Below are 13,253 nucleotides of genomic sequence, written 5' to 3'. Positions count from 1 at the left end.
GGCAGATCCTGCCTGTACTTGGGGCGATCCCGCCAAGCGGATGTTCTGGCTACCCAGTGTCGATCTTGCACCAAGCTTGAAATGTGTGGAACGCACTCGCCAATTAATGCGACTTATTCGCATAGATAGCGGTTGATCTGGTAAGAGCGCGCCGCCAGACCCGGGCAGAACGATGACACGACCGGTTGCAAGCGTTCGAAAAGGTCGCGCCATTCGCTATTGACGTCTTCGAGTCGCTCTCGCGCCGCCTCCGCCTCCCGCGCAAGCTTAGCCAGATCCAGCGTTAGCAATTTCCCGTCACGGACGACAAAGGTGCCGCCGATCATCACATGACGCACCGAGGTCGAATCCTCAGTATGGACCAACTGATTGACCGTCCAGTTGTGCGGAATCCAGTTGATTGCACCAAGATCGACGAACACGATGTCGGCCTTATAGCCCGGCGCAAGCACACCGGTATCGGATAGTCCCAGCGCGCGCGCCGAACCGGCTGTTGCCGCGTGGTAGATCTCTTCGACCGAGGCCCATTTGTAGGGGTCCGGTCCCTGCACTTTCGACGCCATCGATGCGTAGCGCATCGCCTCATACATGTTCTGATTGTCCGAGCAGTTCGCACCGTCGGTTCCGATGCCGATATTGACGCCAAGATCGAGCGCGCGGCGCATCCGGAACAGGCCATTGCCCAGACGCATGTTGCTGCCGGCGTTGTGCGCCAGCGAGGCGCCGCGGTCGGCCATAAGCCGGAAGTCGTCATCGTCCAACCAGACGGCGTGGGCTGCGGAGAACTTCTCGTCGATCAGGCCGAGCGCATCGAGATGCGCCACCAGCGTCTTGCCGTAGCGCTCCTTGCCGACCACCGCCTGCACCTTGCTTTCGCCGACATGACTCTGCATCGGAACGCCGTGATCGCGCGCCAGCTTGGCGCAGCCGCACATAAAGCTATCGCTGCAATGGATCGGAATGGTCGGCGCCACTGCGGGCCGGATGTCATGCGACGACCATTTCCAACGCTCTAGAATCGTCCCGATGGCCGCAATCGTGCGATCGCCTGGCCCCATGCGCAGCCGGTCGACCTGTTGCTGGAGATTGTCCGGAAGCGCGTCGCGCAGGCCGGGGATCGCTTCGTAGAAACTGTGATCCGCGACCATCGGCGCGAGCACGGCGCGCATGCCGACCTCGGCATAGGCTTCGGCAGCGGCATCCATGCCGTCAACGCTCGGTGCGGGATACTCGTAGTATAAATCATACGCCGCCGTGCAACCCTTCAGCACCATCTCCGCGGCACAAATCTGCGCCGTGAGTTTCTTGTCCTGCAGCGATCGTCCGCCCGAGATCCAGGGACCGGCGGCGAGCAGCAGTTCCAGCGTCCAGCGATCGCCCTGCCCGCGGCCAAGGCCGCCATGGCCATGGGTATGGGCATTGATCAAACCCGCATGCACCAGCATGCCCGATGCATCGACGATCTCGGCACCTTCAGGGGCCGCAAGGCCTAGGCCGATCTCGGCGATGATCCCGTCTTTGACGAGGATATCGCCCTGCACACCGCGGCGTGCACCCGCGTCCGAGATCAACGCGTCGCGGATCAGTACATATCCCGGATAATTCTTTGCCATTGCACCAGACCTAGTTGTCGTCGTTGGAGTTGCTATCGATATTGCTCGACCACGGCACCAGCAGGCGCTCGATCACCTCGACCAGCTGGAACAGAACGATGCCCATGATCGCGAGGATCACCACCGCGCCGAAGGCGACGGGCGTGCGGAAGAATGCCATCGACGTCTGGATCAGATAGCCGAGGCCGGAATCCGCGCCGACGAATTCGGCCACCACGGCGCCCACCACGCAAAGTGCCGCAGCAACCCGCAATCCGCCGAACACGAACGGCAGCGCATAAGGCAGGCGGATGCGGAGCAATTCCTGCATGCGGGTGGCCCGACATGATCGCCCGAGCTCGATCAGTTCGGGCGGTGCCGCCAAAAGGCCAGCAACCGAACTCACTACCAGTGGAAAGAACGCAACGAGGAACGTGATGATTACCCGCGAGAACTCGTTGGCGCCGAGCGCGACCAGCAGGATCGGCGCCAGCGCCACTTTCGGCACCGACTGGGTGAGCACCAGCAGCGGATAGATTGCCGCCGACATGGTGCGCGAGCTCGCGATCAGCATGGCGAGCGGCAGGCTGATCGCAATCGAGGCTACGAGGCCCAGCATGACCGTCCGCAGAGTGGTCATCGTATGCATGGCGATATTCGGCCAGACAGGCACCACGGCGGTCCAGATCGCACTCGGCGACGGCAGCAAGAACGGCCGAATGCCGAAGCCGCGGCAAAGCAGCTCCCAGCCGAGCAAGAATGCCAGGCTTGAGACGATGACGGGGAGATTGCGGCGACCCCAGTCTGCAGTACTAGTGAGCATGGGACGCTCCGCCATAGATGCGGCTGCGGATCAGCTGTGCACAGCGATGGAATTCCGCCGATGCTTCCTGGTCGAATGATCGCGGGCGCGGCAGGTTGACCTCGACGATCTCCGCCACGCGCCCTGGTCGCGGCGACATCACGATGACGCGGTCGGCCAGCAGCACGGCTTCCGAGATCGAATGGGTCACGAACAGCACCGCCATCGGGTTGGCCTGCCACAGCGCCAGCAGCGACAGGCTCATTTCTTCGCGCGTCAGCGCATCGAGCGCGCCGAATGGTTCATCCATGAGCAGAATGCGCGGCTTTTGCACAAGACCGCGGCAGATGGCGACGCGCTGCTGCATCCCGCCGGAGAGTTCACGCGGCATGCGCTGCTCGAAGCCCGCGAGACCGGCCGACTTCAACAGCGCACGGGCACGCTCGCGCGCCTCGGAACCATCGCCACCCGACAGGCTGAGCGGGAACGTGACGTTGCGCTCCACATTCATCCACGGCAGCAAAGTCGGCGACTGGAACACCATCGCCGTGCCTTCGGTCGCTTCGGTCACCAGCTTGCCATCGAGCGTAAGGTGGCCGATGTCAGGCATCACCAGCCCGGCCACCATCCGCAGCAAGGTCGACTTGCCACAGCCCGACGCGCCGACGATGGCGACGAACTCTCCCGGCTGAACCGAGATCGTGACGTCGTCCAGCGCCTGCACATGGCCGCCGCGACGGGTCTTGAAGGTCTTGCCGACCCGGGCCAGCGAGATCACGGCACGAAACTATCGTCGACGGCCTGCGACGGATCCCATGAGGCATCGAGCTTGAGGCTCTCGGCCACGGCCTTCCAGGTATCGTTCAGGCGGGCCTTTTCGAAATGCCCCTGCCCGGTCGCCTTCTGATGCTCGTTGAAGATGAAGCCCATGGTCGCCTTCTGCGAGCCCTCGCATTCGTCCTGCAGGACTTCCGGGTTCTTCTGCACATGCAGCTTGCAGGTCTCCACCGGGTTGTCGCGCGCCCAGGCATAGCTCTTCACCGCGGCACCGACGAAACGCTTCACGAGATCGGGATTGGTCTTGATGGTTTCATCGGTGGCGATCAGCGACGAGGCGTAGATCGCGAAGCCCGCCGACACGAACGGCAGCGAGCTGATTTCCTCGCCGGCCTGCACCGCGGCCTTGTTCTGGTAATACTGATGGATGGAATAGAACGGCGCGGCATCGACGCGCTTGGCGATCAGCATCGCCGCCATCGCGGAGGCATCGGTCGTCACCCATGTCACGCTGTCCGGATCGATCCCGACGCGACGCGCGACTTCCGGAAAGTAGATCCGGTGGCTGTTACCTGCGCTGACAGCGATCTTCTTACCAGCCAGATCCTTGAAGCTTTTGATGCCTGACGATTTCAGTACGAACATCGAGTGCGGCGAATAAGTGTAGACCGCAACGATCGACTTGACCGGGACTTGTTGCTGCATGCGGCCGGCGAGCACCGCGCCGACATCCGCCACGCCGAACTTGGCCGCGCCCGCTGCCACCTTGTTGACCGTATCGCCGGATCCATACCCGCGGACGATGCTGAGATCAATGCCGGCATCCTTGAAGAAGCCCTTCTGCATTCCTGCGTAATAGGCGGCGTGTTCACCGCTCGCGATCCAGTCGAGCTGCAACAGCACCTTGTCCTCGGCGTGCGCGGCTTGCGACAGGCTCGCCGCCAGTGCAACCGCCAGCAGTAAACGCTTCATGTTCATGATTACCCTCGTGAATGTTGCCATCCGGCTGCCGCCGTTGCCACCAATCCCCAAGCAACACTAATGCCGAGATCGCCGCTGGCATTGTCCAAAAATGAAAGTATGATTTTCATTTATGGACAGCACTGAAACGCTACCGCAGGTGGGATTCACGTGGGATGACCTGCGGGTAGTGCTGGCCATCGAAACCAGCGGAACCGCGCTTGGCGCCGCCAGACGGCTGGGGGTCAGCCACAGCACGGTGCTGCGCCGGCTGGCCACGCTGGAGCTCGCGCTCGACACCAAGCTGTTTCAGCGCAGCGAAGGCCGCATGGTGGTCAGCCCGCCAGCGGCGGCGCTCTTGGCGAAGGCGAGGTCGATTGCGGAGGCGCTGGATGCGCTCCCGCAACTGATCGATGGACCCAATTCAGATCTGGACGGCGTCGTGCGCCTCGCCGCGCCTCACGCCCTGATCTGTCACGCATTGACGGATGCCCTCGCCAATTTCCGTGAGACCCATCCGGCGATCCGGATTGCATTGTGCGCCGACATGCAGTTTGACGAATTTCGCCGCGGCCATGCCGATGTGGCGCTGCGCATCAGCCTGGCCGTGCCCAACGAGCTCGGCATCCGGCGGCTTTGCGATTATCGCTACGCACTCTACGCTCGCAATGATCTCGCCCAGCGCATGCAGGGCGGCGCGACCCTGGCGGAGATGCCGTTCATCCTGCTGTCGGATGCTAGTCGCGATATGCCAGAGCGGAAGTGGATGGTCAGCCTCACGCGGGGACGCGCACCAGCGATTGAGGCCAGCTCCACCGTTTCGCTGCGCGCTGCCGTGGCCTCAGGTCTCGGCGTCGGCGTGCTGCCCTGTTATGTTGGCGACGCCGTCCCCGGCGTAACCCGCATCGAGATGGGCCCCGCGGCACCGCGTGAAGGAATTTACCTGATCACCCATCCGACCCAGAGTAAACTGGCGCGGTCGCGCGCTGTTGCAGATTTCCTGATCAAGTTCGCGACGCGGAATCGCCACATGTTTTCGGGTCTTACCCAAGACTATTGAATTCTGCGACAGCGGCACGCTTTAATGCGGTGACCCACAACCCTGCTGGTCATCGCAGGAATGGTTGCACGGATGAGGCGGCTTGAAACCTAGACGATCGGCGGGGCTTAGCTCACGTCGGTGTGCTTTGCGCCAGAAGCGGACATCCGATGGGCAAACGTGATTACTTTCCTGTCTGCTCGCTCCGATACCAAGGGAAGAGCCGGTACAGCGCCAGCATGAACAGCGTGTCCGCGATGAATCCGAGAATTGCGAGCACCACGATGCCGACAAAGATATTGTCGACGCGGAACGAAAGTGCGGACGTCTGGATCAGATAGCCTAATCCAGCAAGCGCCCCCGCCAGTTCTGCAGCGACCAACACCGTGAACGATATCGATAGCGCCACCCGCATGCCGGAGAAGATAGGAGCGAGAGCAGCCGGGACTACGACTTTCAGCAATAGCGTTCCGCGGCGGGCACCAAGACTTTGTCCGGCGCGGATGAACAGAGGATTGACGCCTTTCACACCGAGCAGGGTGTTGATCCAGACAGGGAAGAACGTCGCCCATCCGATCAGAGATATCTTCGCACCTTCATTGATCCCGAACCAGAAGATGATGAGCGGTACCAGAGCCAGCGGGGGAATTGCGCGCGCCATCTGCAGGATTGGCCCCAGCAGCGACTCCATGAATCTGCTGCGACCAAGGACGACCCCCATGAGGATTCCTAGACACGATCCGGCGGCATAGCCAAGCGCCATTCTGAAGACGCTCGCCTGGATATGATCCTGCAATTCTCCGGTCTTTGCGATCGCAAGTGCCGAGCCGAACACCTCCGCGGGCGACGGCAGCATCACCCGGTCAACCAGGCCACTGGTTGCAATCAGGTGCCAGAGCAGAAAAAGGCCGCTGATCCCCAGTGCGCTGATCGCAACGTTTCTGAGCTTTCTCGTATCCATCCCGACGCTAGGAGCTTTCGAGGCCGATTTCGGTTTCGAAGCGGTCGTAGAGGCGAGCAAATTCGACGGAGGTGCGAGCACGGGGCTTCTCCAATTCAATCGTAACATCGGAAACGACGCGACCCGGATTGGGCGACATCACAAGAACACGGTCGGCGAGACGGATCGCTTCGTCGATATTGTGGGTCACGAACAGGATCGTCGGACGTTCGAGTTCATGGATCCGGATCAGCTCGAGCTGAAGTCGGCTACGGGTCATCGCGTCGAGTGCCGCGAAAGGTTCGTCCATCAAGAGAACCTTGGGGCCGGTTGCGAGCGCCCGGGCGATCGCGACACGCTGCTTCATGCCTCCCGAAAGCTGGGTCGGATAGTGATCGGCGATATGTCCTAGATTCACCAGTTCGAGATAATGCATGGCCCGCTCGCGGCGCTTGGACGCGCTCATGCCGGCAATGCCCGGCCCGAACTCGATGTTCTTCAGAACTGTCAGCCACGGAAACAGCGAATAATCCTGAAACACCATGCCGCGATCGGGGCCGGGGCTGTCCACGACCTTTCCGTTGACGAACACGTATCCTTCGGTCGGCACCAGAAAACCGGCGATCAGATTGAGCAATGTCGTCTTGCCGCATCCGCTGGGGCCGAGCAGACAAACGAATTGCCCCAGCGGAACAGTCAGCTTGACGTTACCCAGCGCAAGCTGCCTGGGGTCGAACCTGTAGGACACGGAATCGATCTGGATGAAGTTCGGGATCTCGGCAAATGCTTGCGGTTGGACATGCAAGCTCATGAGCGCCTCGCATCGGCCAGAACGGTCGGATCGAGATAATCCATATAGTCAGGGACAACGGACCCCGGCCGCGCGATGCCTTCGGCAATCGCCCAATTCGCCTGGTCGATCATCTTCGCCTTCATGACGGGTGCGTCCAGCGACAGTCCTATCTCCATGCGGCTGATCGCATCCGCGGCCACTGCCGGATCCATTTGAGAGAACTGCGCGCCGATCCGGATCGATTCCGCAGCATTGGATCGCGTGAATGCGCAAGCCTGATCGAGCGCTCGCAGCGCCTTCACAAGCACAGGCCGCCGCTCTCGCAATGTCTTCTCGTTGACGATGATCGACGCGAAGATCTTGTTCAGCCCGGGCTCCCGGAGGCGATGAAACTTCTTGCCCTCGATCTTGGCGGCCTGCGTGAGAAACGGCTCTTGCCAGACGAAGCCATCGATCGATCCGCCGTTCAGGGCAGAGAGCATTTCAGCCGGTCCCAGTCGCACGAGGGACACATCGGTGGGAGCGAGATTGTATTTCTTCAGGAGCAGGGAGAAGTAATATTGCGATGGGTTTGCCTGCACGACGGCAATGCGCTTTCCCTTCAGATCCGCGGGACTCTGGATTGCACTGGTGCAGGCAAGCTCCATATTCTCGACCTGATTGAAGGACGCGATGATCTTGACGGCCGTCTTGCTGAAGGCGCCGACGCAGACCGACATATCCGTGGAAACACCGATATCCGCAGCGCCGCCGGCGACCGATATCAGCGTCGCGGTGCCATGCGGCGACGGGATGGTGGTCGCACTGATTCCATCGCTCTGCCAGAGCTTGCGTTCATACGCGACATACAGCGGAAGCCAGGCGATCGGCAGATCATGCGCGATTCGCAGTGGCGCCAGATCCTCGGCATGAGCAGAGCGAAGACCGCCTCCGAGGGCAGCCATCAATAGTGCGGTCGCATGACGTCTGGTGATGTTCATGTCCATTTCGACTTTCCTCAGCAGTTCGAACAAAATCCGATAGGCCCGGAGCGCCCTCTTCCCAAGATTTACATCGCGCTCCTTGATACCGCGCGATCTAGAGATCCAAGACGAGCTCTTCAGCGAGGGGAAATCCGCAGCACAGAAGAACTTCTCCCTCAGCGACAGAGGCAATGGGCTCCGCGTCGTAACCGACCTGTCCAGAGATCACCTTCGCAACACAGGCACCGCAGATGCCGGAGCGACAATCGCTTTCCACCGCCACGCCTTCGGCTTCGGCGAGATCGAGCAGCGAGCCCACGTCTGTCATTTTCAGCACGCGGCCGGATCGCATGAAGTTGACGCGCGAGCGGCTCGGCCGCGTCTTGCATTCGGCAACAGGCGTCGCGCCTCCTGACGGGCCGAAGACTTCGGTCATCACCCGGATGCCCGGAAAACCGAGCTCTTCGATCCACCCTCTGACATCGGTCATGAAGGCGTCGGGCCCGCAGACATAGACGTTACATGCGCCCAGAGGCGCGACGGTCTGCTGAACCAGATCCCCGTCGATCCGGCCAACGCTGTCATGCGTCTTTCCGATCCGGTCTGCCGAAAGCGGCCGGCTGAAACGCGTGTGAAAGGCAACTGCCGGATGTCTCGCGGCAACGTCCGACAACTGCGCCTTGAACGCCTGCTGACTGGAGTCACGCGTGCAGTGAATGAATGCGACACTGGCAGGGACGATTCTGGCTCCGTTGTTCGTTGTGGCCGCCTGCAACATAGCCATCATCGGCGTGATCCCGACGCCGCCCGAAATCAGCACGAGCGGCAAGTCGCTCGCTGTGTCCAGCTTGAACGAACCACGTGGGCCCAGAACATCGAGCTGATCGCCTGCCGTGATGGACTTGTGCAGCCATTCCGAAAAGCCGCCGATCTTACGCTTGACGCTGATCTGCAGATGCGTGTTGGCGACCGCCGATATCGAATAGGGACGCAACGTCTTGAGCCCACCCACGTCGCCCCGGACAACGAGATGCTGGCCGGGCACTGCAGGCGCAATGCCCTCCCCGTCGGCCGGTGCAAGCTCGAACGAACGGATCGAGGCGCTTTCGTCGAGCACCCCGATGACGTTGAATGTCCGGAACGCATTTTTTCGCGCGGCCGCATCGCTGGCCAGAGCCGCTGCTTGCACCTGCGCACGCCAGTTGGCCGCAAGTTCGGGCAGGCCGGCAAGTTCGCGCAGCACAACGGGATCCGCATCGACCTGAATACTGAGGTCATTGATACGCCGGATATTCCATTCCGGGTGTAAGCGGCTTACCAGAACGGCTTCATCGCCCTCGGAGATCGCGCCGCTCCTGAGTACGCGGTAGTACCATCCGCACCGTCCGGTCTCCACCAGTCGGCGTGGCAGCCGCAGGTCATTGAAGCGCAATGCGAGCTTGAAACAGGGCTTCCTTGGTCTCGTGACCTGGAGGAGCGCGCTGCCAAGATGAACGACATCGCCGACGCAGACATTGGTCTCATCCCAACCGTCCATCGACAGGTTTTCGCCCAAGGCCCCCTCGCCCCAGAGCCTTGCATGTTCCGGAAACTCCGACGTCCAGGCGACGTAGTGCGAGCGGTCATACGCATAGATCGCCATGTCGGGGCCGCCGTGCACGCGCAAGTCTGCTTGCTCGTCGCCGCTGACCCCCGCGATACCTGCCTCCACCGGACCACCTGCCCTCTTCTTCACAAATGCGCTCAGCACGCCGCCCGGGACCAACTGGGCCGCGCGACCGATGAAGATTCCTTGTATGCGAGCGGTCGTCACAGGCTTGATCCATTATTGTCGTGTCGATGGCATCGACATCGAGCGCAAAACAAAAATCTCAGCGTCGATCTGCTGGCACTACTCCGCAGCTTGAGGCGAGCGCGACCAAATATTCGGCGCATCTTCTGTGAGATCGGCATCGACATGTTCGCGCCGGCCGCGAACGGGCGCAAAGGTCACCGGATCATTTGTCGAACGATCGACAGTGAGATTGAAAATGTCGAAGCGATTCATGTAGCCGGAAAGGTCGTGGAACTGCTTTTGCAGGATGCAATCGTTGACGTCGATATCGGCGTAGAGAATGCCTTCGTCATCTCTCAGGACCGCCGCCTTCAGCTCGGCGCTCGGGCCCATGACCATTGTCGGGTTTCGTTCGCTGGCTTCGAGCTTCTCGCGAAGCTGCATGTCGCCCTCCGCCAGAATGTCCTTTGCCTTGTCCGTGAGGTACATCGACGCGGCGATGGTGAAGACCTTGGCTTCGGTGCAGTGCGCCTCGGTGCGAATCCGCACGCCCTCCGCAAGGCTCATGCCGCCGCCGCTCATCCAGCTCGATGGATAGGTGGCGATATGAACCTGCTCGCCTTGCGCGATCAGAGCATGGCGCGCGAGCGGGTTGCAGTTTTCCGCACAGATCAAAGCGCCGATCCGCCCCAGCGAGGTTTCGACGACGCGCAGACCTGCACCGTCACCGTTCGCCCATGTCAGCTTTTCCATGTAGGTCGGGACGATCTTGCGGTGATGGTTCAAGAGCCGCCCATCATTGCCGATCAGGATGTTGGTATTCCACAGGCAGCCAATGCTTGCCGTCGTCCCCTCGTTGATCCCCATCGAAATCACCACGTCGCGGCGCTTGGCAAGCTCTGCCAGGCGTCGGATTTCCGGGCCGGGAACGTGCACGGCTGCAGCCGCCAGCCGGCGGAAATAGTCGTGGTTCAGGCCGGGTGCCCTGAGCGAGTGCCAGATCGGAAAACACGGAATGAACGCTTCCGGAAACACGACCATATTGGCGCCGTTGTCGACCGCTTCCTCGATCAGCGCGCAGGCTTTGTCGACGGTCTTCCCGGTATCGAGGAAAACCGGGCTCGCATGCATGGCTGCGACTTTGAACTTGGGATAGGTCCGCATTTCCGCACTTTCTTGTTGCGATGATGCGAATGTATCCGGCCAAAGACGGCTTGATCTCAAGTCCAAATAGTTCCCTTCGGAAGCGGCATTGTTGAGCAGAGACGGCTAATAACGTTCTCACTTTTACTAATCACGCTGCGACGTCCCGGCTCGCCAACGCGACCGGCCGCGAAGCAACAGCGGATCGGACGACATTCCGTCGCGCCGGTTTTCGCGACAGAATGAGAGTCAAGTCCGGTATCGGTCGAGCTGCTTGCCGATCGCCGCCTGTTGCGCCACCTCCACGAATGCCCTGACATTTGGCGAAATCGGGTCCCGCTCATGAATTACAAGACCTATCGTCGCCGTCGTCGACGGATTGACGATCGGAATCGACCTGATAAAGAGCCAGTCGCCCAAGAGATAGAAATAAGAATGCGGGACGATGGTCAGCCAGTTTCCGGTCCGCATATGGGCGAAGAGCCCGAGGCTGCAATTGGTCTCGATTACCGCTTTCGGCGTAGCGCCAACGCTGGCAAATATCCGGTCGATTATCACCCTGTTGTGGAGGTTCGGGCTAAGCAGACACAGCGGTAATCCGCCGACCTCGAGCCAGTCGATCATTTCCCTGTCGCTCAGGAAATGGTCCTTCGGGACCAGAAGATAATAGGCCTCGTCATAAAGCGTATATGGTCGTAGTCCGCCGAGCGTCAAACCATCGAGATAGGTGACACCGACATCGTATTCGAACTCCTTAATACCGCGCTCGATCTCCGGCATCGTCTTGCACTGAACGGAAATCGTGATGCCCGGATAGCGTTCCGCAAAAGGCGCGGTCAGAAGCGACGTGATTGTCATCGCCACCGGCGACAATGCGAGACGCAAGCTGCCCTTCAGATCGGCTTCGTTTTCGTGCCTCGCATTCAACAGCCTGTCGTGATCCGCAAGCGATTGGCGCGCCCAACTGAGAATCGCCTCGCCTTCTCGCGTGAACCCCTGAAATCCAGTTTGGTCCCGCAGGACGATAGGCGTGCTAAAATGCTTCTCCAGATGCTGAATGGCCTGCGAGAGCGCGGATTGGCTGATCTGCAGAGCATTCGCCGCACGGCCAAAATGCCGCTGTTTGGCTAAAGCAACCAGGTATTGAAGATGCTTGAATTGCAATTCTTTTCCCAAAACTCATTTAACTTTTACATCCACCACCATATCCTAGTGCGGTCGCAAATTACTATGGAACGGACTTTCAGCCTTTAAGATACTTCGTCGCGCTTTCAATTTGAGATCTAGCGCTGCCCCCCGTTGCAAGGACGCTTGATTTGGCGGGCGACGATGCCATGCGGATGATCCTGTAAAGCCGTCGTTGCGTGCCGGTGCGTTTCGCTCGGCGCTCAGCCGAGCGTTCAAGTCTGCAAGGCCCAGTCCGCCACCTGCCAGCGCAGTTGCCCGCGATCCGAAACGATGCGACCGAGACCCGGAAAGGGCATATGGGTCGCCGCGATCAGCGCCCCTTCAGCAGCAGCCTGCGCAAAGAACTTGTCGCGCATTGCCTGTGCCGCCGGGCGGTCCTGTTCAAACAGGAAGCCCACATCGGTCGCGCTCGGATGGATCACGGGGAAGACCATGTCGGATACCATGACAAGGCTCTGACCGGCATCGGCGATCCGCACGCCGATATGGCCCGGCGTATGACCCGTCAGATCCACGATGGAAATGCCGCGCACGAACTCGCGCTCGCCATCGATCTTCTGCAGCTTGGGATACAGACGCACGACTTCGTTCGCCATTTTGAAGCTGGGCTGCAGATAGTCGGGCGCACCGGCTTGCTTTGCCGGATCGGTCCAATGCACCACGTCGCGACGGTCGACATAGAGCTCGGCCTTGGGAAAATTCTTCTTCCCGCCAACGATCAGGCCACCCATGTGGTCCTGATGCATATGCGTCACGATCACCGCATCGATTTGATCGCGGCTGATGCCGAATGCGGCGAGCGCCTTCGGGAGTGCACCTGTCTGGCCGATGGAGCCCGCCGGCCCGGTATCGATCAGAATCCGGCGCTGGCCGTCCTCGATCAGATACTGATTGAACACGAAACGGACGCCGCTCGGCCGCGCCGTGAACTGGGACTTTGCAGCCTGTTCCACCTGTTCGGCCGTGCGACCGGGGAAATAGGTGTAAGGCATGTCCGCATAGCCGTCGGTCAGCGCGGTCACGGTGAAGCGGCCGATCTGGATCTGCGCCAAAGGCGTCACTGCACCCTTTGCGGGCGCCGCTGTACTCTTGGCCAAGGCAACCTCGGGAAGAAGGCCGCCACCAACTATTCCGACACCCAGTCCGCCTATCAGCGCGCGACGAGAGAGATTGGTCATGGCTGGCCTTCCTGATCATTGACGCGAGCCTTGGTGCACGCGTCCTCTGCCTGAGGGCACCCGTTTGGCAACGCCCCCGATTCCGCGAAAACTAGAGTCGCCATC

Annotated in this window: 12 protein-coding genes; 1 reads left to right on the top strand and 11 read right to left on the bottom strand. The window is 60.7% G+C overall.

From position 1 onward, the window contains the following. Positions 1-113: 113 nt before the first annotated feature. From AB8A38_RS02530 to AB8A38_RS02515, 4 genes are read right to left on the bottom strand one after another with little or no spacing between them, the layout of a single operon-like run. Entirely contained in the window at positions 114-1,613 is a 1,500-nt protein-coding gene (locus AB8A38_RS02530; RefSeq protein ID WP_439084857.1) for an amidohydrolase family protein, read from the bottom strand. Between the two features lie 10 nt (positions 1,614-1,623). Beyond that, positions 1,624-2,415, bottom strand: a complete 792-nt coding sequence (locus tag AB8A38_RS02525) for an ABC transporter permease (RefSeq protein ID WP_439084856.1) — start codon at positions 2,413-2,415, stop codon at positions 1,624-1,626. After that, on the bottom strand, positions 2,405-3,172 hold the full coding sequence (locus AB8A38_RS02520) for an ABC transporter ATP-binding protein (protein ID WP_439084855.1): 768 nt from the start codon (positions 3,170-3,172) through the stop codon (positions 2,405-2,407). Before AB8A38_RS02520 ends, AB8A38_RS02525 begins: the two co-directional genes overlap by 11 nt. Then, a complete protein-coding gene (locus AB8A38_RS02515; RefSeq protein WP_439084854.1) occupies positions 3,169-4,149 on the bottom strand; it encodes an ABC transporter substrate-binding protein in 981 nt (326 codons plus the stop codon). Before AB8A38_RS02515 ends, AB8A38_RS02520 begins: the two co-directional genes overlap by 4 nt. Before the next feature lie 115 nt (positions 4,150-4,264). Here AB8A38_RS02515 and AB8A38_RS02510 point away from each other — a divergent pair, with 115 nt between their 5' ends. After that, positions 4,265-5,191 (top strand): LysR family transcriptional regulator, encoded by a 927-nt coding sequence (locus tag AB8A38_RS02510; protein ID WP_439084853.1) that lies wholly within the window; start codon positions 4,265-4,267, stop codon positions 5,189-5,191. Between the two features lie 163 nt (positions 5,192-5,354). Here the strand turns inward: AB8A38_RS02510 and AB8A38_RS02505 are convergent, their stop codons facing one another. The 7 genes from AB8A38_RS02505 to AB8A38_RS02475 all read right to left on the bottom strand — a co-directional run bounded on the left by AB8A38_RS02505 (position 5,355) and on the right by AB8A38_RS02475 (position 13,148). Beyond that, a complete protein-coding gene (locus AB8A38_RS02505; protein ID WP_439084852.1) occupies positions 5,355-6,131 on the bottom strand; it encodes an ABC transporter permease in 777 nt (258 codons plus the stop codon). A gap of 7 nt (positions 6,132-6,138) precedes the next feature. Continuing rightward, complete coding sequence (locus AB8A38_RS02500) at positions 6,139-6,921, bottom strand: ABC transporter ATP-binding protein (RefSeq protein ID WP_439084851.1); 783 nt, start codon at positions 6,919-6,921, stop codon at positions 6,139-6,141. After that, positions 6,918-7,889, bottom strand: a complete 972-nt coding sequence (locus tag AB8A38_RS02495) for an ABC transporter substrate-binding protein (RefSeq protein ID WP_439084850.1) — start codon at positions 7,887-7,889, stop codon at positions 6,918-6,920. Before AB8A38_RS02495 ends, AB8A38_RS02500 begins: the two co-directional genes overlap by 4 nt. 91 nt (positions 7,890-7,980) lie before the next feature. Next, positions 7,981-9,678 (bottom strand): MOSC domain-containing protein, encoded by a 1,698-nt coding sequence (locus tag AB8A38_RS02490; protein ID WP_439084849.1) that lies wholly within the window; start codon positions 9,676-9,678, stop codon positions 7,981-7,983. 78 nt (positions 9,679-9,756) lie between these two features. Further along, positions 9,757-10,803, bottom strand: coding sequence for a carbon-nitrogen hydrolase family protein (locus AB8A38_RS02485; protein ID WP_439084848.1), 1,047 nt, complete (start codon positions 10,801-10,803; stop codon positions 9,757-9,759). 228 nt (positions 10,804-11,031) lie between these two features. After that, positions 11,032-11,946, bottom strand: a complete 915-nt coding sequence (locus AB8A38_RS02480) for a LysR family transcriptional regulator (protein WP_439084847.1) — start codon at positions 11,944-11,946, stop codon at positions 11,032-11,034. A gap of 236 nt (positions 11,947-12,182) precedes the next feature. Beyond that, positions 12,183-13,148: an MBL fold metallo-hydrolase gene (locus AB8A38_RS02475; protein ID WP_439084846.1), complete on the bottom strand. Its 966-nt coding sequence runs from the start codon at positions 13,146-13,148 to the stop codon at positions 12,183-12,185. Positions 13,149-13,253 lie beyond the last annotated feature (105 nt).

The sequence above is a fragment of the Tardiphaga sp. 839_C3_N1_4 genome (genome assembly GCF_051811045.1).
In the GTDB taxonomy this organism is placed as follows: domain Bacteria; phylum Pseudomonadota; class Alphaproteobacteria; order Rhizobiales; family Xanthobacteraceae; genus Tardiphaga.
The sequence above is the reverse complement of the archived record's forward strand: the minus strand, read 5'-3'. Positions and strand labels throughout refer to the sequence as shown.

Bases quoted from the DNA above. Each gene is read 5' to 3' on its own strand.
- AB8A38_RS02530 (WP_439084857.1), bottom strand. From the start codon at position 1,613: ATGGCAAAGAATTATCCGGGATATGTACTGATCCGCGACGCGTTGATC.
- AB8A38_RS02525 (WP_439084856.1), bottom strand. From the start codon at position 2,415: ATGCTCACTAGTACTGCAGACTGGGGTCGCCGCAATCTCCCCGTCATC.
- AB8A38_RS02515 (WP_439084854.1), bottom strand. From the start codon at position 4,149: ATGAACATGAAGCGTTTACTGCTGGCGGTTGCACTGGCGGCGAGCCTG.
- AB8A38_RS02510 (WP_439084853.1), top strand. From the start codon at position 4,265: ATGGACAGCACTGAAACGCTACCGCAGGTGGGATTCACGTGGGATGAC.
- AB8A38_RS02505 (WP_439084852.1), bottom strand. From the start codon at position 6,131: ATGGATACGAGAAAGCTCAGAAACGTTGCGATCAGCGCACTGGGGATC.
- AB8A38_RS02500 (WP_439084851.1), bottom strand. From the start codon at position 6,921: ATGAGCTTGCATGTCCAACCGCAAGCATTTGCCGAGATCCCGAACTTC.
- AB8A38_RS02495 (WP_439084850.1), bottom strand. From the start codon at position 7,889: ATGGACATGAACATCACCAGACGTCATGCGACCGCACTATTGATGGCT.
- AB8A38_RS02485 (WP_439084848.1), bottom strand. From the start codon at position 10,803: ATGCGGACCTATCCCAAGTTCAAAGTCGCAGCCATGCATGCGAGCCCG.
- AB8A38_RS02475 (WP_439084846.1), bottom strand. From the start codon at position 13,148: ATGACCAATCTCTCTCGTCGCGCGCTGATAGGCGGACTGGGTGTCGGA.